This window comes from Pandoraea morbifera (genome assembly GCF_902459575.1).
GTDB lineage: Bacteria > Pseudomonadota > Gammaproteobacteria > Burkholderiales > Burkholderiaceae > Pandoraea > Pandoraea morbifera.
This window is the reverse complement of record NZ_CABPSD010000001.1, coordinates 1-19,523: the sequence shown is the minus strand read 5'-3', so window position 1 is coordinate 19,523 and position 19,523 is coordinate 1. Positions and strand designations below refer to the sequence as shown.

The 19,523-nt window shown below is 64.5% G+C and carries 16 protein-coding genes and 1 pseudogene; 5 read left to right on the top strand and 12 right to left on the bottom strand.

The genetic code is table 11. The features are described 5' to 3' along the window. Positions 1 to 131 precede the first annotated feature (131 nt). Positions 132 to 785, top strand: coding sequence for a cupin domain-containing protein (locus PMO31116_RS00085; protein ID WP_150564915.1), 654 nt, complete (start codon positions 132 to 134; stop codon positions 783 to 785). Between the two features lie 108 nt (positions 786 to 893). Here PMO31116_RS00085 and PMO31116_RS00080 read toward each other — a convergent pair whose 3' ends face one another. The 4 genes from PMO31116_RS00080 to PMO31116_RS00065 form a co-directional block, all read right to left on the bottom strand. Further along, entirely contained in the window at positions 894 to 2,042 is a 1,149-nt protein-coding gene (locus PMO31116_RS00080) for a BMP family ABC transporter substrate-binding protein (protein ID WP_150564914.1), read from the bottom strand. 79 nt (positions 2,043 to 2,121) lie between these two features. Further along, positions 2,122 to 3,051 carry an ABC transporter permease gene (locus PMO31116_RS00075; protein ID WP_150564913.1) on the bottom strand — a complete coding sequence of 310 codons (930 nt, stop codon included), beginning with the start codon at positions 3,049 to 3,051 and terminating at the stop codon, positions 2,122 to 2,124. Positions 3,052 to 3,061: 10 nt separating this feature from the next. Beyond that, positions 3,062 to 4,168, bottom strand: a complete 1,107-nt coding sequence (locus tag PMO31116_RS00070; protein WP_246185074.1) for an ABC transporter permease — start codon at positions 4,166 to 4,168, stop codon at positions 3,062 to 3,064. 92 nt (positions 4,169 to 4,260) lie between these two features. After that, a complete protein-coding gene (locus PMO31116_RS00065; RefSeq protein ID WP_246185073.1) occupies positions 4,261 to 5,820 on the bottom strand; it encodes an ABC transporter ATP-binding protein in 1,560 nt (519 codons plus the stop codon). A gap of 252 nt (positions 5,821 to 6,072) precedes the next feature. Here PMO31116_RS00065 and PMO31116_RS00060 point away from each other — a divergent pair, with 252 nt between their 5' ends. Beyond that, positions 6,073 to 7,011 carry a LysR substrate-binding domain-containing protein gene (locus tag PMO31116_RS00060; RefSeq protein WP_150564911.1) on the top strand — a complete coding sequence of 313 codons (939 nt, stop codon included), beginning with the start codon at positions 6,073 to 6,075 and terminating at the stop codon, positions 7,009 to 7,011. A 191-nt stretch (positions 7,012 to 7,202) separates the two neighbouring features. Here PMO31116_RS00060 and PMO31116_RS00055 read toward each other — a convergent pair whose 3' ends face one another. Beyond that, positions 7,203 to 8,561, bottom strand: coding sequence for an 8-oxoguanine deaminase (locus tag PMO31116_RS00055; protein ID WP_150564910.1), 1,359 nt, complete (start codon positions 8,559 to 8,561; stop codon positions 7,203 to 7,205). Then, positions 8,561 to 9,928: a nucleobase:cation symporter-2 family protein gene (locus PMO31116_RS00050; RefSeq protein WP_023596179.1), complete on the bottom strand. Its 1,368-nt coding sequence runs from the start codon at positions 9,926 to 9,928 to the stop codon at positions 8,561 to 8,563. Before PMO31116_RS00050 ends, PMO31116_RS00055 begins: the two co-directional genes overlap by 1 nt. Positions 9,929 to 10,364: 436 nt before the next feature. On the opposite strand from PMO31116_RS00050, the gene uraH reads away from it, so the two are divergent. The 3 genes from uraH (at position 10,365) to PMO31116_RS00035 (ending at position 13,808) form a co-directional block, all read left to right on the top strand. Then, positions 10,365 to 10,715, top strand: a complete 351-nt coding sequence (gene uraH / locus PMO31116_RS00045) for a hydroxyisourate hydrolase (RefSeq protein WP_150564909.1) — start codon at positions 10,365 to 10,367, stop codon at positions 10,713 to 10,715. 42 nt (positions 10,716 to 10,757) lie between these two features. Beyond that, positions 10,758 to 11,963 (top strand): urate hydroxylase PuuD, encoded by a 1,206-nt coding sequence (locus PMO31116_RS00040; protein WP_150564908.1) that lies wholly within the window; start codon positions 10,758 to 10,760, stop codon positions 11,961 to 11,963. A gap of 465 nt (positions 11,964 to 12,428) precedes the next feature. Beyond that, positions 12,429 to 13,808, top strand: coding sequence for an MATE family efflux transporter (locus PMO31116_RS00035; protein ID WP_150564907.1), 1,380 nt, complete (start codon positions 12,429 to 12,431; stop codon positions 13,806 to 13,808). A gap of 84 nt (positions 13,809 to 13,892) precedes the next feature. Here PMO31116_RS00035 and PMO31116_RS00030 read toward each other — a convergent pair whose 3' ends face one another. The 6 genes and pseudogenes from PMO31116_RS00030 to PMO31116_RS00005 all read right to left on the bottom strand — a co-directional run. Continuing rightward, on the bottom strand, positions 13,893 to 14,741 hold the full coding sequence (locus PMO31116_RS00030) for a proteasome-type protease (RefSeq protein ID WP_150564906.1): 849 nt from the start codon (positions 14,739 to 14,741) through the stop codon (positions 13,893 to 13,895). Positions 14,742 to 14,790: 49 nt separating this feature from the next. Then, positions 14,791 to 15,597 carry a transglutaminase family protein gene (locus tag PMO31116_RS00025; protein ID WP_150564905.1) on the bottom strand — a complete coding sequence of 269 codons (807 nt, stop codon included), beginning with the start codon at positions 15,595 to 15,597 and terminating at the stop codon, positions 14,791 to 14,793. Between the two features lie 4 nt (positions 15,598 to 15,601). Next, positions 15,602 to 16,600, bottom strand: a complete 999-nt coding sequence (locus PMO31116_RS00020; RefSeq protein ID WP_150564904.1) for an alpha-E domain-containing protein — start codon at positions 16,598 to 16,600, stop codon at positions 15,602 to 15,604. 43 nt (positions 16,601 to 16,643) lie between these two features. Continuing rightward, on the bottom strand, positions 16,644 to 18,068 hold the full coding sequence (locus tag PMO31116_RS00015) for a circularly permuted type 2 ATP-grasp protein (RefSeq protein WP_174970650.1): 1,425 nt from the start codon (positions 18,066 to 18,068) through the stop codon (positions 16,644 to 16,646). 298 nt (positions 18,069 to 18,366) lie between these two features. Then, positions 18,367 to 18,900, bottom strand: coding sequence for an ureidoglycolate lyase (locus PMO31116_RS00010; RefSeq protein ID WP_150565453.1), 534 nt, complete (start codon positions 18,898 to 18,900; stop codon positions 18,367 to 18,369). 138 nt (positions 18,901 to 19,038) lie between these two features. Next, positions 19,039 to 19,523 (bottom strand): annotated as a pseudogene (locus PMO31116_RS00005) (allantoicase); the annotation flags it as partial.

Genomic DNA, 19,523 nt, shown 5'->3' with positions numbered 1-19,523 from the left:
GCGCCCACCGGCTTTACGCTGCCTGGCGCCGTCGAGGCTCGCTCGCTCCGCCGACGAGGCCCGACCGGTTCAATCCCCCGGTGCCACCGCCCTGTCGCACCGGCGACACCCCCCTGTCAGAGAACCTTCACATGATGATCAAGCTAGGCGCGACGTCGCCCTCACGCCTCTCACGCCTCTCGCGCCACGCGCACCACGAGCACCGCCAGAGTGCCTCTCGCCCCTCCCGCCGCTCTCGCCTGGCGCGCTCACTGCGCCGCGCCCTCACGCTTACTGCAAGCGCCACGGCGCTGCTGAGCCTGACTCCGAGTGCGTACGCCAGCCCGGCCTCGGCCGGCGTACGCGCCGAAACCCTGGTCCAATCCACCAGCGCCTGGGATGGAACCCGCTACACCGCGTATTCGCCGGGACGCCCGCAGCCCACGCTCGTTCGCATCACCCTGGCGCCGAACACCCGGCTGGACTGGCATACGCACCCCATGCCCGCGATCGGATACGTCACCGCGGGTCACCTGACGGTCGAACGTGCCGACAACGGCAAGCAGCAGGCGTTCTCCGCCGGTCAGACACTCACGGAACTGGTCGATGTGGCGCATCGCGGCTGGTCAGGCAGTGCCGGCGCCGAGCTTCTGGTCTTTTACGCACGCACCGAACAGCAGCCGCTGTCGTTGCCGGCGAGCGGCGCAGACAAGTCCGCTCACGCTTCCGCCCCGAGCGCGCCATCGGTCCAGCCGGCCCGACCGGTGCCACCTGCCGCCAACGCGGCCCGCGCCGCCCAGGAGTGATCGGCGGCGTCGACACGCCGCAGGGGCGTTCAGCACCATAAAAAAACCGCCGGCAAGACCGGCGGTTTTCCGTCATCGCGCTGCGCCGTCGCAAGACGGCCCACTGGCTCACTGCTTCGGCAGCGAGCCTTCCACGCCCTCGACGAACCAGTTGATCTGGTGCTTCTCGTCGTCGTTGAGCGTCTTGCCGGCCGGCACGATTTCCTTGCCGTCCTGCCCCTTGATCGGGCCGGTGAACGGGTCGTACTTGCCGTCGCGGATCGCGTCGTGGCGTGCAGTCACAGCCTTGCGCACCGCTTCAGGCACCGCCTTGTCGTTGATCGCCACCAGGTTGATCTCGTCTTCCTTGATGCCGCCCCAGACCGGCGAGTTCTTCCACGACCCCTGCATCACTTCCCCGACCGTGCGGATGTAGTACTTGCTCCAGTCAATGGCGGCGGACGCCAGATGCGCGTTCGGGCCGAACTTGCTCATGTCCGAGTCCCAGCCGAACGCGTGGATCTTCTTCTCTTCGGCCACTTGCATGACTACAGCCGAATCGACGTTCTGCATCAGTACGTCGGCGCCCTGACCCACGAGCGATTCAGCCGCCTGGCGCTCCTTGCCCGGGTCGAACCAGCTGTTGATCCATACGACCTTCACCTTGACCTTCGGATTGACTTCGCGCGCGGCGATGGTGAAGGCGTCGATGTTGCGGATCACCTCGGGAATCGGCACCGATGCCACGTAGCCGATCACGTTGGTCTTGGTCACATGACCACCGACCACGCCCGCCAGATGCGCGCCTTCATACGTGCGCACGTCGTACGTGCCGAGATTCGGCGCGGTCTTGAAGCCGGTGGCGTGCTCGAACGTCACATCGGGAAAGTCAGCCGCGGTCTTGACCATCGAATCCATGTAACCGAACGACGTGCCGAAAATCAGCTTGTTGCCCTTGCTCGCGAGATCGCGGAACACGCGCTCGGAGTCGGCGCCCTCGGGCACGTTCTCCACCCGGGTCACGCTCACCTTGTCGCCGAACTTGGCCTCGACGGCCTTGGCGCCCTGCTCGTGGGCATAGGTCCAGCCCGCGTCGCCCGGGTTGCCAATGTAGACAAATGCCACGCCCATGGGGCCCTTGCCCGCCGCGGCGGCCGACGCCTGCGCATCCGAAGCTGCCGCCGGCGCACTGGCCGTGTTGTTCTCCTGCTTGCCGCAGGCGCTCACCAGCATGGCCGCCGCCAGGCTGGCCATCGTGATCAGGACTTTACGTCGCATCGATTCTCTCCTCGTCATCGATTGTTTCGGGTTGATTCTTTTGTCGCTCATCGAAAGGTCGCACCGCCAGCCCGGGACATCAGGATCCGGCGAAGAACGGCTTGCCAAGCGATGCGGGCGCGTTAAGGCGAATCGTCTGCCGATTGCGCGAGATGACCACCAGCACCACGATCGTGGCGAGATACGGCAGGCTTGCCAGCACCTGCGAAGGAATCCGCATGCCCATCGCCTGCGCCTGAAACTGAAGCGCCATGACCACGCCGAAGAGCAGTGCCCCCAGCGCCGTGCGGCCGGGACGCCAGGTGGCGAACACCACCAGCGCCAGCGCGATCCAGCCACGCCCGGCCGTCAGGCTCTCCTGCCACAGCCGCAGATAGCCTACCGAGTAATAGGCGCCGGCCAGCCCCGACATCGCGCCGCCGAACAGCGTCGCGCAGTACCGGATACGCACCACCGGGTAGCCGATGGCATGCGCCACGGCGGGCGCTTCGCCGATCGAGCGCAGCACCAGGCCGGCGCGCGTGCGATACAGGAACCCCGCGATCGCCGCGAGCAGCACGATCGACAGATAGCCGAGCGGGTTGAGCGAGAAGATCGACGGCCCCAGCACGGGAATCGACGACAGGCCCGGAATCGGCATGTCGCGCAGCATCGGGATCGTCGCGTCGGTGTAGGGACGCCCAACATAGGCCGACAGACCGACGCCGAAGATCGTGAGCGCGAGTCCCGTGGCCACCTGATTAGCCATCAATGACAGCGTGAGCCAGGCGAACACGCCCGACATCGCAACGCCGGCCACCACGCCCGCGAGTACGCCGAGCCAGAGGCTGCCCGTTTGCACGGTAACGGCAAAAGCGCCGATGGCGCCCATGAGCATGGTGCCCTCCACGCCGAGATTGAGCACGCCCGACTTCTCGGTGACCAGTTCCCCCAGCGCGGCGAGCATCAAGGGAATTGCCGCGATCACGGCGCTTGCCGCCAGCGGTGTGAGCCAATGGATCCCGTCCATGCGTCGCTCCTCAGGCTTCGCTCGCCTGCGCGCGGGCGCGGCGGCGAAGTCGGTAATTCACGAAAACGTCGCAGCCCAGCAGACTGAACAGCAACAACCCCTGGAAAACCCCGCTGATGGCCTTGGGTAATTGCAGCGACGTCTGCACGGCTTCGCCGCCAAGGTACAGTAGTGCCATGAGCAGGCTCGCCAGCACGATGCCGACCGGATGCAGACGGCCGACGAACGCCACGATGATGGCCGTGAATCCATAGCCCGGCGCCCACGTCGCCTGGAGCTGACCGACCGGCCCGGCGACCTCGCCCGTTCCCGCAAGCCCCGCCGCCGCCCCGCCAATGAGCAACGCAAGCCAGACCGCGCGCGGTTCCGAATATCCCGCGTAGCGGGCGGCCAGCGGCGCGAGCCCCCCCACCTCCATGCGATAGCCCGCGAAACTCTTGCGCATGAAGCACCACGCCGCGGGAACCGCCAACACGGCCATGAAAACGGACGCGTTCAACCGCGTGCCGCGCCACGGCGCCCAGTGCCAGTCGCCGAAGAAGCGCGGAAACAGCGCGTCGCGGCCGAAGTTGATGGACTGCGGGAAGTTCATGCCGTGCGGGTCCTGCCACGGACCGCTGACCAGGTAGATCAGCAATTGCGTGGCCACGTACGTCAGCATCAGGCTCACGAGAATCTCGTTCGCATTGAAGCGCACGCGCAGTAGGGCGGGAATCGACGCCCAAAGCATGCCGCCCAGCGCACCGGCGACCATCATCAACGGCAGCAGCCAGGGCCCGCCGTGGCCGTCGAAATGGATGGCGACGCCGGACGCGAAAATCCCCCCGAGCAGCAACTGCCCTTCCGCGCCGATGTTCCAGACATTCGCGCGATACCCGATGGCAAGCCCCAGCGCGATCAGACACAACGGCGACGCCTTGAGCAACAGTTCCGACCAGCCGTTCAGACTGGCGATAGGCGCCAGGAAGAACGCGGCCATGGCCTGTGCCGGGTTCTTGCCGAGAAAGCTGAAGATGAGCACCCCGCCGGCGAGCGTGATGAGCGTGGCGACGAGTGGCGTCACGAGCCGCATGCTGCGGGAGGGACTTGGCCGCGGCTCAAGCATGAGATCGAACATGGTGTCTGGTGATCGATGGAAACCGATAAATACGTTGGGTCGGTGGCAGCCGTATCACGGCGACGGCGCCAAGTATGGCAATGGCGTGTGTCTCAGGCGGCGCGCTCGCCCGGCCCGCCGGGGAACATCCCGGCCATCCACAGGCCGATCTCGCGCGAATCGGTCTGCTCGGGCTGGCGCACCGGCGACAGGCGCCCCTGCGCCAGCACCGTGATCCGGTCACAAATTTCGAAAAGTTCGTCCAGCTCTTCGGACAGCACCAGCACAGCCACACCGCGCGCCGACAGATCGAGCAGTTGCTGGCGAATGAAGCTGGCCGCCCCGACGTCAACCCCCCAGGTCGGCTGCGCAACCACCAGAACCCGGGGCTCCTGCAGAATCTCACGCCCGACGATGAACTTCTGGAGGTTCCCGCCCGACAGGCTCTGGGCCACGGCGTCGGGCCCCCCGGCCTTCACGTTGAACCGTTCGATGCACAGCGAAGCGAACCGGCGCAACGCGCCGCGACGGATCCATCCGCCGCGCAACAACCCGAGATGTGCCGTGCCGGAAGCGCCCAGCAACGCATTGTCGGTCAGCGACATGCCGGGCACGGCCCCGCGCCCGAGGCGCTCCTCCGGCACGAAGGCCAGTCCGAGACGCCGTCTCGTGGCTGCCCCCATGCGCCCGACGGCGCGGCCGTTGAGCCGAATCGCCTCGGCCAGCGGCGCCTTGATCTCCCCCGACAGCGCGGCGAGCAATTCCGCCTGGCCGTTGCCGGAGACACCGGCAATGCCCACGATCTCGCCGGCATGAACGTCGAGATCGATGCTCTGGAGGTCGGTGCCAAACGGGTCGTCGCTCGCCATGCTGAGCGAGCGCAGCGACAGCAGTGCCTCGCCTGGTTGGTGCGGGCGACGCTCGATCTGCGGCAAGGCGCGCCCGATCATCAGCTGCGCAAGGGTCTCGGCCGTCTCCTCGCGCGGCACCGCGTGGCCAGACACCCGTCCGCCGCGCAACACCGTGGCCCGGTCGCAAAGATCGCGGATTTCGTCGAGCTTGTGGCTGATATAGACAATGCTGCAGCCCTCCGAGGCCAGCCGTCGCAGCGTGGCGAACAACTTCTGGACGGCTTGCGGCGTGAGCACCGAGGTGGGCTCGTCCATGATGAGCAGCCGCGGATTCTGCAACAGGCACCGCACGATTTCCACGCGCTGGCGCTCCCCCACGGACAAGCTGTGCACGTGGCGCATGGGGTCGACTTCGAGACCGTACTGGCCGGACACCTCGCGGATGCGGGCCGCGAGTGCCTTGAGATCGCGCCCGGCGTCGTCCAGCGCGAGCGAAATGTTCTCTGCGACGGTGAGCGTCTCGAACAGCGAGAAATGCTGGAACACCATGCCGATACCGAGCTTGCGCGCGGCGGCGGGACTATCGATGCGGACCGGTCGTCCTTCCCAGTGGATTTCCCCCGCGTCGGGGCGCACGGCGCCGTAGATGATCTTCATCAACGTGCTTTTGCCCGCCCCGTTCTCGCCCAGCACGGCGTGGATCTCGCCAGGCAACACGCACAGCGCGATGTCGTCGTTGGCCACCACGCTCGGATAGCGTTTGGTGATGCCGGTCAGCGCCAGACGTGGCGTGGCTTGCGCGGCTTGCAATGGGGATGTCACTGGCGCGGTCTCGGTCGGGATCTGCTGGCTTGGCCGGCCTGACAGGTCAGGCTTCGGGCGGGGACGAAAATACCCAATTCGCGGCGAAATGTCGAGCGTGTATCAATAAGACGGCAACGCCCCGCGCGACGGGCGCGACAAGCGTCGACTTTGGTGATAAGGGTTTTCGCTATGGAGCCCCGGCAGCTTGTGCCTCATAATGATTTACTTATGCAATTCCGGGTCCGACATATTCGGATCGTTATATTTCTCATGAGCCAAAACCGCGAACCGATTGACACCTATTTGCTGCGCGTTCTTCACACTTTGTTGATCGAGCGCAGCGTGACGCGGGCGGCCGTCAAGCTGAATCAGTCGCAACCGGCGATCAGCGCGGCGTTGCGCCGCTTGCGCGACATTACCGGCGATCCGCTTCTGGTGCGCGGTAAATCGGGCATGGTGCCTACGGAATACGGTCAGTCGTTGCTCGAGCCGACGCAAAACGCATTGCGCGAGATCGAACGCATTACGGTGCAGCAATCGAACTTCGATCCGGCAACGACCGTACGCACGTTTCGCATCGGCTCGCCCGATTATCTGAATACGCTGTTCGTGCCCACGGTGGTCGAACGTTTCCGCCAACAGGCCCCTAACGCGCAACTCGAATTGCATTCGCTCGGGCCCGCCTTCGACTACGAGCACGCGCTCGAGGACGGCAAGGTCGACATCGTCATCGGCAACTGGCCGGAACCCCCCGAGCAGTTGCATCTCTCGAACCTGTTCGTCGACCAGATCGTGTGTCTGGTGCGCAATACGCATCCGTATGCAAAGCGCGGCCTCACGCTGGAACAGTACCTCGGCAGCCCGCACCTCGCGCCCACGCCGTACTCGGTCGCCCAGCGCGGCGCCATCGATATGCACCTCGCGCGCGAGCGTCTGAAGCGCAACGTCGTGGTCACGATCCCGTACTTCAATCTGGCGCCTTACGTTTTACTCAAGTCGGACCTGATTTTCACCACGACACGCCTGTTCGCCGATCACTACGCCGAATTCCTGCCGCTCACGGTGGTCGAGGCACCCATCGATTTCCCGCCGATGCAGTATTACCAGTTGTGGCATGAGCGCACGCACTATTCAGACGAGGTGCGCTGGCTGCGCAGCGTGATCTCCGATGCAACACGCACGTTGCTCGAAGCCCGCCATCCGTCCTGATCCGTCCTGAGCTTTCCCGATCCGTCATTGGCCGTCGTTGGCGCGCCGGTTTTACCGGCGGAGCGGCCCCCACCGCTCCGCCGAACCGCACGGCGGCGTTCCCCATGCACGGGAACCCCACCCCGACTTCCCGCTTGCTCGGTGTCACGCCGCGTCCCACACCATGAATATGGCACCGGCGTGGCAACGCGCTATCGGGAGGCCTCGGCCAGTTGCCGCGCCAGCGCGTTGTGACGCGTGACGAGCGACGGCAGGTCGAGCGTCGCCAAACGCCCTTCCCGCACCACCACCCGACCGTTCACCACGCTGTACGCCGCTTGTCCAGGATTACAGAAGACGAGCGCCGCCACGGGATCGTGCAGGCCGCCGGCCATGCCGATGCCGCGCGTGTCGAACGCCACGAAGTCGGCGGCCATGCCGGGGGCGAGCCTGCCAATGTCGTCGCGTCCCAATACGCGCGCACCGCCCACGGTGGCGATCTCCAGCGCCTCGCGCGCCGTCATCGCGTCCGGGCCGAACCCGACGCGCTGCAGCAGCAGCGCCTGACGCGCTTCGTTGATCATGTTGCCCGCGTCGTTCGACGCGGAGCCGTCGACGCCGAGGCCGACCGGCACGCCTGCGTCGCGCATGCGGCGAATCGGGGCGATCCCCGAGGCGAGACGCATGTTGGAGCACGGACAATGCGCCACGCCCGTGCCGGTCCTGGCAAAGAGTGCGATGCCCGCGTCGTCGAGTTGCACGCAGTGCGCGTGCCAAACGTCGTGGCCGACCCAGCCGAGGTCCTGCGCGTACTCGGCGGGGGTCATGCCGAACGTTTCCCGGCTATAGGCGATGTCGTTGACGTTCTCGGCCAGGTGCGTGTGCAGCGAGACCCCGAAGTGGCGCGCCATCGACGCCGATTCGCGCATCAGGTCGCGGCTCACGGAAAACGGCGAGCACGGCGCCACGACCACACGCAGCATCGCGTAACGGCCGGCATCGTGGTAAGTCTCGATGAGTCGCTGAGTGTCTTTGAGAATCTCGTCTTCACGCTCCACCACGCGATCGGGCGGCAGGCCGCCCTGGCTCTGCCCCACGCTCATGCTGCCGCGGCTGGCATGAAACCGCATGCCGATCTCGGCGGCGGCTTCGATGCTGTGATCGAGCCTGCAGCCGTTCGGGTAGATATACAGGTGATCGCTCGACGTGGTGCAGCCGGAGAGCAGCAGCTCGGCCATGGCGGTCTGCGTCGAGACGCGAATCATCTCCGGCGTGAGGTTGGCCCACACGGGATAGAGGTTCGTGAGCCAGTTGAACAGTTCGCCGTCCTGCGCGGCGGGCAGCGCACGCGTAAGGCTCTGGTACATGTGGTGATGCGTGTTGACCAGACCAGGGATGACAACATGCCCCGTCAGGTCGAGCACTTCGTCGGCGCTCGACGGCAGTGCGTCGCTCGTGCCCACCGCCACGATCCGGTTGTCCTCTACGTACAGCCCGCCACGCGCGATTTCGCGGCGTCCTGCGTCCATCGTCACCAGCACATCGGCATTCTTGACGAGCAGCGTTTTCATCAATGCGCCTCCAGCCCCATGCCATTGCCGTTCGTCTCGCCGTGGCCGTTGGCTTCCGGGGCCTTGAAGCCGTTGAAGTAGGCGTTCAGGATTACGGCCGAGAGCGTGGCGAGCAGAATCCCGCTATGCAGCAGCGGCGCGAGCTGTTCGGGCATCTTCGAGAAGAACTTGTTCGATGCGACCGGAATCATCGCCATGCCGACGCTGATGGCCACAATGTACAGGTTGTAGCGATTTTTCGCGTAATCGACCTTGGCAAGGATCTTGATGCCCGTGGCGAGCACCATGCCGAACATCACCACACCGGCGCCACCCAGCACGAATTGCGGGATCGACGCGACAACGACGGACATCTTCGGAATCAGCCCGAACACGAGCAGGATGACCCCGGCCGCCGCGCATACCCAGCGGCTCTTGACGCCCGTCACCCCCACCAGCCCGATGTTCTGCGAGAACGACGTGTGGGGGAACGTATTGAACACGCCGCCAATGACGGTGCCCAGGCCATCGACGCGCAGGCCCGCAACGAGGGCCTTTTCATCGACGGGTTTGCCGACGATCTCGCCCAGGGCGAGGAACATGCCGGTCGACTCGATGAAAGTGATCAGCATGACGATGGTGAGCGTGACGATGGCCCACGGATCGAACACGGGCATGCCGAAGTGGAACGGCAGCACGACGTCGAACCACTTCACCTGGTCGAGTCCGTCGAAGTTGACCTTGTGGAGCATCAGCGCGATGGCGAATCCGAACAGAATGCCGAGCAACACCGCGATGTTCGAGAAAAAGCCTTTCACGAAGCGCGTGATCAGCAGGATGAAGATAAGCACTGCGAACGACACGCCGAGATACACCGGGTCGCCGTAGTCGGGATTGCCCACGCCGCCGGCGGCCCAGTTGATGCCCACGCCGATGATCGTCAGGCCGATGGACGTGATGACGATGCCCGTCACGATCGGCGGGAAGAAGCGCAGCAGTTTGCCGATCACGGGCGCGAGCAGCGTGCCGATGATCCCTGCCGCAATCGTTGCGCCGAAGATCCCGGGCAGCCCCAGTGACGGATTGGTGCCGATGGCGAGCATGGGGCCCACGGCCGCGAAGGTCACGGCCATGATGACCGGCATGCGAATGCCGAAGCGGCCCACGCCCACGCTTTGCAGCAGCGTGGCGATTCCGCAGCACATCAGGTCCGCGGAAATGAGAAAGGCAATCTGATCCTTGGGCAATCCAAGGGCGCCGCCGATGATGAGCGGTACGGCTACCGCACCCGCATACATCACCAGCACGTGTTGCAGGCCCAGCATGAACAATTTTCCGATCGGCAGTCGCTCGTCGACCGGATCCACGGCTTTGGTTGTCACACTCATTGCGTCTCCGTCCCAGGGGGGCTGTTTGATTGATTTTTTGGGGTGGCTCAATGGTGCAGGTCGACGCCTTTCGCGGCAAGACCGCCGGGGGCTATAGTGTTTTTTTCATGGAACGTATGCATGAATGCGTATCATGCCTCTCGGGTTTTCCCCGAGAATGCACGCAACCATTGGGCTTTCCGGGCGACGCGTCTCTCCTCGCGACATGGCCTCATATGCCTTGCGTTATGCACGCGATAACAAAAGCCCATAGTGGTCGCCGAATCCCCCGATGCGAGGCATTCGGCCTACGCTTGAACGCATGGCGACGCGCGTTTGATGCCGGTCATCTTTTTGTCTGGGGTGACATGGTATGTGCACGTTTTTATCTTTGGTATTGCGCGCGTTGCCCGGCTGCCATCTCCCTACAATGCACCCATCCATCACAGGAGACACCATGGGACGACTGACTACCCACGTACTTGATACATCGCACGGCAAGCCCGGCTCGGGCATTCGTGTGGAGCTGTGGCGCGTGGACGGCGAGCGTCGCTCGCTGCGCGACGTGCACACGAACAGCGACGGCCGCTGCGACAAACCGCTGCTCGAAGGCGACGACTTCGTCGCGGGCGAATATGAACTGGTGTTCCACGCGGGCGACTATTTCGCCTTGCAAGGCGTGGAAGTGCCGTCGCCGCGATTCGTGGATCGCGTTGTCCTGCGTTTCGGCATCGCCGAGCCGTCCCAGCATTACCACGTGCCGCTTCTGGTGTCGCCGTGGAGCTTTTCCACGTATCGCGGCAGCTGACAAGCCCGAGCGTGAACGTCAGGCAGTTGAGGAGAACATAAGATGGAAGCGTTTATTACCGACTGGGTCAACCTGTTGCTTCGGTGGTTGCATGTGGTGGCAGCCATCGCCTGGATTGGCGAGTCGTTCTATTTCGTGATGCTGGACAATGGGCTGAAGCCGCCCAAGGCCGCCGAGGACAGGCAGAAAGGTGTGTTCGGCGAGATGTGGTCGGTGCACGGCGGCGGCTTTTACCATGCCCAGAAGTATCTGAACTCACCGCCACAGATGCCGGAGGACCTGCATTGGTCGAAGTGGAAGTCGTACACCACGTGGCTGTCGGGCTTCGCGCTGTTCTGCGTGCTGTACCTGCTGCAGCCGCAGACGTACCTGATCGACAAGAACGTCATGGACCTGCAACCGGGTCAGGCGGTGGGGATTGCGCTGGCGTTCCTGATCGGCGGCTGGTTCGTCTACGATTTCCTGTGCCGCATGCTCGGCAAGAACGAACGCGTGCTGGGCATCGCCGTGGCGCTGTTCGTGGTGGCCGCCACTTACGCGACGACGCACATTTTTGCCGGTCGCGCCGCTTACCTGATCGTTGGCGCGATGATGGCGACGTCGATGTCGGCGAACGTGTTCTTCTGGATCATTCCGGGGCAGCGCAAGAGCGTGGCCGCGCTGGCCAAGGGCGAAGTGCCGAACCCCATCTGGGGCAAGCTGGGCAAGCAGCGGTCGGTGCACAACACCTATTTCACGCTGCCGGTCGTGTTCATCATGATCAGCAACCACTACGCGTTCACGTACAGCAACCCTTACAACTGGGTGATCCTGACGATCATCATGGCTGCGGGTGCAATGATCCGTCAGTTCTTCGTGCTGCGTCACGCGGGCAAGAACCTTTACGCACTTCCCGTGGCGGGCGCCGCCTTGCTCGCCGGCGTTGCCGTGTTCGCCGCACCGCGCCCCACGCCGGCGCCGGCTGCCGGGGCACATGGCGAAGCCGCCGCACCGGCCGTGAAGCTCTCGGAGATCCAGCCGATTCTCACGCAGCGTTGCGCCACCTGCCACTCGGCCAAGCCGACGATGATGGGCAGCGCCCCGGCTGGCGTGATGCTCGATACGCCGGCCGAGATCTCGCAGAACGCACAACGCATCTATCAGCAAGCCGTGGCGCTCAAGTCGATGCCGCTGGGCAACGTGACCCAGATGACCGACGACGAACGTCAGAAGATCGCCGCGTGGTTCAACGGCGGTGCACAACAATAACGCGGCCGACCGTCTTTCTTGCTGGACCCATGTTGGGGCGCTTCGGCGCCCCTTTTTTTCGCTCGCCTTTCGCAGCCTCCCACCATGGGAGCCAGAGCGAACTCACTGGGGAATGGGCCAGCACATCCTGTGGCGGCAGGACCGGGGAACTCCGGCATGAAGGTTGGTGTCTGTCAGAGGCGCCCGTCACTCGGTCGCGATCGACAAACATCATGAATTTCCTTCTTTTCTGCGCCTCCCGTCAGGGCGTCGTCTGGGTGCATCTGCACCAGGCGATGTTCCCTCCGTCCGCCCGCCTGCCTCGCTGAACGCGCCAACGCGCGCATCGGCGAGGCGGAGCGCTCACGCCATCGCTTGCGCGCGAGCGGCAACCCTCCCCCATTCCGACGTCTTCCATGTCCCGGATAGGCAAGCCACGGTGAACCGCGTCCCGACACGACGCGGTGCAATGTCATCGAGGGGACCATGTCTCTTTCCAATACAACCCATCACTGCCATCCATCGCAGGGCGCAAGGACGTCCCTGCTCAAGGAATTCACCTCGCTCGCCGTGCCGACCATCCTTTCGGGCTGGGTCTACACGGTCTATACGCTGATCGACGGCATCTTCATTGGCCGATACGTCGGTGAGCAGGCGCTCGCCGCGCTGAATCTGGTGGTGCCGCTGCTTTACGTGCCATATGCGCTCAGCGTGATGGTCGGCGTCGGCGGCGCGACGCTCATCGCGCGCCTGCTCGGCGAGGCGCGGCACGCGGAAGCCCGTCGCGCATTTTCCCAGGTCCTTTGGGTGATGTTTGCCGCGGGTGTCGCGATGAGCGCGGGTGTGCTCGCGTTCAAGCACGACATCGCCGCTGCGTTGGGTGCGAGCGGCGCCATCACACCACACGTCGTCGACTATCTGTCCGGCTGGGGCTGGTTTGTGCTGTTCGCGAACGGGCTCTACGCCATGGAGTTGTTCCTTCGTGTCGAAGGCGCGCCCGCGGCGCGTTTCGGCCTGTACGCGATGGTGCTGGGTGCGCTGGCCAACGTCGCACTCGACTATTGGTTCATCGCGGTTCGCGAGATGGGCATGTATGGTGCGTCGCTCGCGACCGGGTTGTCGATGATGGTGTCGAGCAGCGTCATGTTCGCGTACCATCTCGTGCTCGCGAAACGGGTCGTGCCCGCGCGTCGTGCATTCGGCGGCGCCGGACAAACGCACGTATGGCGCGCCATGTACAACGGCGCGTCGGAATTTCTCGGCGCCATCGCCCCGGCGTTGACAGTGTTCGTCTTCAACCGTGTGATTCTCGTGCACTTCGGCGAGCCGGGGCTGGCTGCCTACGCCATCCTGGAATACATGACGCTTGGCGCAACGGTCACGATGGTCGCGCTCGTGCAGAGCATGCAACCGATGATCAGCTTCTACCGCGGCGCACGCAACGCGCAGGCGCTGCGAGCCTCGTTCCGGCTGGGGGCGATCGCCGTGATGGGATTTTCGCTGATCGTCGCGATCGCGATGGCAACGTTGGCACGTCCGCTTACGTTCCTCTTCCTGCCGGCGGGCGGTGCGGCATGGTCGATCCTGGAGCATGCGGTCGTCTGGTATGCGCTCGCGTTTTTGCCTGCGGCGGGCAACCTGGTCGTCGCGGGCTATCTGACAGCGCTTGAAGCGCCGGGACCGTCGGCGGTCATCGCCATGCTGCGAAGCTGGATTCTGCTGCTGGGCATCCTCTGGGTGCTTGACGCCCTGCTCGGGGGCGACGGCATCTGGTACACGTTGCTGGCCACGGAGGCGGTAACGCTCGCGCTCAGCGTGTGGCTGTATCGCAAGCAGCATCGCCGTCACGGTGCGACGCCGGCGTAGGCCACCATGTCCGGCATGCCCGCCTCGACAGGCATATCGCGCCTGTCAGCGGGGTTGCCACGACCGCCTTTTCCTGCCACTCGCTCACGATGGCATGCGAAGCGACACGGTCTGCGCGAGCGACTGGACACTGCCCGCTTCCTGTGCACCGGGCATGCCCTCGGGAGGCTCGGCGCGTGGCGGCAGCGACGCGGGCACGTTGGCGGTGTCGCTCGCCGCCCATTGCGGCTCTGGCAACTCGTCGAAGACCTGACGCAATCGCGAACCCCATGTGTCGTGAATCATCTTGTAGTAGACGTTATCGTCATCGAGCGACGCGAAACGCGTCACGCGAAGGCTGTCTTCCTCGTAGACGAGCAGGTCGAGCGGCAGCCCCACGGAGATGTTGGAGCGCAACGTCGAGTCCATCGAGATGAGCGCGCACTTGGCGCCATCGTCGAGCGACGTGGCGGGCGTGACGAGCCGATCGATGATCGGCTTGCCGTATTTGGATTCGCCGATCTGGAAGTACGGATTGACGGACGACGCCTCGATGAAGTTGCCTGCCGAGTACAACTGGAAAAGTCGGCTCTTCGCGCCCGCAATCTGTCCGCCCAGCAGGAAGCTGCAATTGAAGTCGACGCCGAACGCCTCGAGCGATTTGGCGTCGCGCGCATAGACATCGCGGATGGCCTGCCCGACCACGCGGGCCACGTCGCCCATGGTCTTGGCGGTCCATAGCGTTTCGGTATCGCGCGCTTCGACGAGTTGCTGGCGCACCGCCTGCGTGAGCGCAAGATTTCCCGCCGAGAGCAGCACGATCACCCGCTCTGCCGGACGCTCGAAAACGAGCATCTTGCGGAAGGTGCTCACGTGATCGACGCCCGCGTTGGTACGGGTATCGGAGAGAAAGACCAGCCCGGCATCGAGCTTCATGGCCACGCAATACGTCATGTCGTTCCTGTCTCGCCGTGCGAGGCATGCCGCCTCGTCACATGTCACGCTATTGTTGTTGATCGGGCGGCACGGTGTCGACACTGACCGACACGTGCAGTGCCTCGCTCGCACCGCCGCTGCGCATGCCTCTTACGGGTGCGGCGGATTCGTAGTCGCGTCCCACCGCCAGACGGCAATAGTTGCCGCTGGCGAAGCACGCATGGGTCACGTCGATGCTCACCCACCCCGCCCCGTCCACCCATACGTCGACCCAGGCGTGACTGGCGGCGTGCGGCACGTCGCCCGGATCGATATAGCCGCTCACGTAGCGCGCCGGCACGCCACGCGCCCGGCACACGGCAAGCATGAGATGGGCGTGATCCTGACACACGCCCCGCCCGAGCGCCAGTGCCTGCGCGGCGGTGCTGGTCACGGCGGTGATCCCGGACGCATAGTCGACCCGCTCGCAAATGGACGCCGCGAGCGCGAGCAACCCCGCGGGCGTGCTTACCGCGGCGTCGGCGGCGAGCGCATCGATCGCGTCACTGCGCCCGGTCAGCGGTGTGGCGCTGGCGAAGCATAACACCGGCACGGCGTGGCTCGTTTCGTCCAGCTTGCCGTCGACGAGCGGCGTGGTGTCGACCTCGCCCTCGGCGAGCAGATGGATCTCGTCGTGCGCCTGATGCAGCACCAGGGTGTGCATGTCATTGCCGAACGCGTCTCGAGACGGCGTGAGTTTTCCCGGTGCGCTCAAGCGCCATTGCAGCACGCGCTGCGCCTGCGAGGCGCCCGGCGTGAGCCGAAGCTGCTGGATGGTATAACGCACCGGCGTGTCGTACCGGTAGGAGGTTTCATGACGGATGATCAGGCGCATGGTGTCAGGCCGCCAACGGGATCAGGAATGTCTGGCTGATTTTGTTGCCGAGCACGGAGACTCGCTCGAGAAACTCGGTCAGGACGGCGTGCAGGCCTTGCTGCTGGATTTGCCGGATGTCGGTGTACTTGAGCTCCGCCTGGAGTTTGCCGGCATAGCGCTCGACATCGCCGGACTGTGCGTTGGCAAGTGTCGCGAGATTTTCGCACACGCCGTTGAGCGACGCGAGTAACGAGCGCGGCATGTGGGCATTGAGCATGAGCAACTCGACGACGCGCTCGGGCGTGATCACGTCGCGATACACCTTCCGGTAGATCTCAAACCCCGACACGCTGCGCAACACGGCGGACCAGTAGTAGAAGTCGGTCGGATGCGACGCGTCGGGGCCCGCCTTGTCGACCCGCACAGCCTCGTGAAAGCGCACGTCGAGGATCCGGGCGGTGTTGTCCGCGCGCTCGAGGAACAGGCCCAGGCGCGTGAAGTAGAAGGCATCGTCCTGGAACAGCGTGCCGAAGCTCACCCCGCGCGAGAGATGCGAGCGAACCTTGACCCATTCGAACAGGTGGGCCGGATCTCGTTCCAGCAGATCGAGCATGCGCGGGAACTCGAGCCAGGTGCTGTTCACGGTCTCCCAAAGCTCGGTCGTCAGCGTGCCCCGCACGGCGCGAGCGTTCTCGCGTGCGGCGGCCAGGCAGCACGCAATGCTCGACGGGTTGTCGCGATCGCGCACCACGAAATCCAGGACATTGGCCCGGGTCGCGCGTGCGTGCTTGCGATTGAACGCAGGCTCCAGCTCAGAGATGCGCAACGTTGCGCGCCATCCCGCCTCGTTGTCGATGCCGGCCGCGAGCGCGTGCGCGACGTCGGCATCGTCGTCGTCATCGCCGAGGTCTTGCGGCAGTAGCAGGTTTTGCAGGTTGACGTCGAGCAGGCGCGCGGTATTCTCTGCCCGCTCCATGTAGCGAGCCATCCAGAACAGGTGGTCGGCGGTACGGCTTAGCATGATCTCTTCCCGTTGGGTTGTGAGGGATCGCCGGCAGGCGCGCTCATTTCTCCAGCACCCAGGTGTCCTTCGTCCCCCCGCCCTGCGAGGAATTGACGACGAGCGATCCTTCGGTCAGGGCGACGCACGTGAGCCCACCAGGCACCATGGTCACCCCCTTGCCCGACGACAGCACGAACGGGCGCAGATCGATGTGCCTGGGCGCGATACCCGCCTCGACAAAAGTCGGACATGCCGACAGCGCGAGCGTGGGCTGGGCGATGTAGCCGTCGGGCCTGGCGACGAGCCGCTGGCGAAACGCCTCGATCTCCGCTTTCGTCGCCGCGGGACCGACCAGCATGCCGTAACCGCCGGCGCCGTGGACTTCCTTGACGACCAGGTCGCCCAGATGATCCAGCGTATAGGCAAGATCGTCGGCGCGCCGGCACTGGTACGTCGGCACGTTGTTCAAGATCGGCTTCTCGCCGAGATAGAACTCGATCATGTCCGGCACGAACGGGTAAATGGATTTGTCGTCGGCAACGCCTGTGCCGATGGCATTGGCCAACGTGACGCGCCCGGCCCGGTAGACGCTCAGCAGTCCCGGCACGCCGAGCGTGGAGTCGGCGCGAAACGCAAGCGGGTCGAGGAAGTCGTCGTCGATGCGCCGGTAAATGACGTCCACACGTCTCGGACCGTTGGTCGTGCGCATGTAGACGAGATTGTCTTCGACGAAAAGGTCCTGCCCCTCGACGAGCTCGATACCCATTTGCTGCGCAAGGAACGCATGCTCGAAATATGCCGAGTTGTAGATGCCCGGCGTCATGACGACGACCGTGGGATCGTCAACGCCCGTGGGGGCGACCGCGCGCAGGCTGTCGAGCAGCAGGTCGGGGTAGTGCTCGACCGGTGCGATGCGATTTCTCGCGAACAGCTCGGGGAACAACCGCATCATCATCTTGCGGTTCTCCAGCATGTACGACACACCGGACGGAACACGCAGATTGTCTTCGAGCACGTAGAACTCGCCGTCGTCGCCCGTACCGGCCCGCACCACGTCGACGCCAGCGATGTGCGAGTAAATGCCGCCAGGAACATCGACCCCCTGCATCTCCGGACGATATTGCGCGTTCTTCAGCACCTGCTCCGCCGGAATGATGCCCGCGCGCAGGATGTCCTGATCGTGATACACGTCGTGGACGAATTTGTTCAGCGCCTCGACCCGCTGGCGCAAGCCGCTCTGCAAGGTTTGCCACTCATGCGCCGGAATGATCCGGGGAATCAGGTCGAACGGAATGAGGCGCTCCGTTCCAGCCTCGTTCCCATATACGGCAAACGTGATCCCGACTCGACGAAATGCCAGATCGGCCTCGGCGCGCTTGTGGTGCAGAACATCGTCTGACTGGCATTTGAGCCAATCGTCGAATCGCCGGTAGTGCGAGCGAGTCGCCCCCGTGATGCTCGCCATCTCGTTGTAGCTCTCGACCATACGCTTCTCCGCAGATTGCCGTGTCGAGATCGAGCAATATCCATGCCCGTCGTGGCAACCTGCGATTCTCGCGCCGACCCGGTGCGCTTTTTCGGTGCGGCCGCCATTTCCGCTCCGCTACGCGCGCCCCCCCGGATCGCTTCTAACGCCGTCCATGCACCGCTTTCGTGCCGACGACCATGCACCATGCGGGTGAAAAATCTCCCGCTACCAACGCAAAACGCCGAGGATCTCTCCCCGGCGTTCTCTCTTGCCGCTCCCTTCCCATGACTCGCCTGCCTCACAACCACACGCAGTCTTATGCAGCCTTTCGCGCCTTCTGCGCCACATCCAACGCCGCCTGCGTCAGCACATACGCACCCGGCAAATCCTGCTCGTCACAGTTGTGCCCCTCGCCACCCCGATCCACCACCACGAAGTCACTCAGTTCTTCCAACGCCAGCAACGGGTGATGCCATACCCCCCTCGCATAATTCACGCCCTGCCACCCATCCGAGACGAACGCCCGCATACGACTCACGTCCAACTCGCCCGCCGGCGCCACCACCACCAGATACGGCGTCGTCTTCAACGGGATGAACGCCTGGCTACCCAACGGGTGACGCTCCAACATCCTCACCTCGTACGGCAACTGCCTCGGCTGACCCCGGAACACGTTCACCAACGGTCGCCCACCCTCCGGCCCCAAATCCACCGCCGCCAGATCGTGATAACGCTCGGTCGTCCCCCCGTTGATCGCGAAATGCTTCGCCCCCTCCAACTCGATCACGTCGCCAAACTCCGCAAACGCCTCTCGCGTCAACCGCTCAATCTTCAACGCCGCACCCGCCATGTCACATCCCCCCTTTTTCACGCATTTGCCTTCACCAGCCCCCAGACCGACGCCGTTCATCGCGCCATCGCGCGCATCACGCCCGCACGACGAATGGGCCCCGGTGCCGCTTGCGACACCGCCGCCCGTCGCGCCGTCTTATGCCTTCCTGTCGCTCAACCGCCCCCACAGACGCAGACGCGACACGCCCCCGTCCGGAATGATGTTGAACCGGATGTGCGTGATCGCACCGAGCTTCTGCACCGGCGCCTCGAAGTGAAACTGGCTGTCCATCGCCAATTTCTGCTCGGGCAACAACACCGGCCAGAACATGGACTGCGTAATCAACGACTGCTCGGTGCCCCCGGTCACATACGCCCCCTGTATCGAACACCGGTCCGGGAAGTTGCCCTTGAAGTGCGCGGTGTCCACTTCGATCTTCGCGATCTCGCCCGGCTGCGCCAACGCAATGATCGCCCAGTCGTTGCCCGGCTCGCGACGCCGACGCGTCTCCCATCCATCGCCCATGTTCACCCCGCGACCCGGCATCAACAGGTTCGACGCCAGCCCGAAGTGCTGGTTGTTCGCGGCCACCACGTATCCCCCGTTCTCCATCGCGATGAGGTCGATGAGCTCGTCACGTG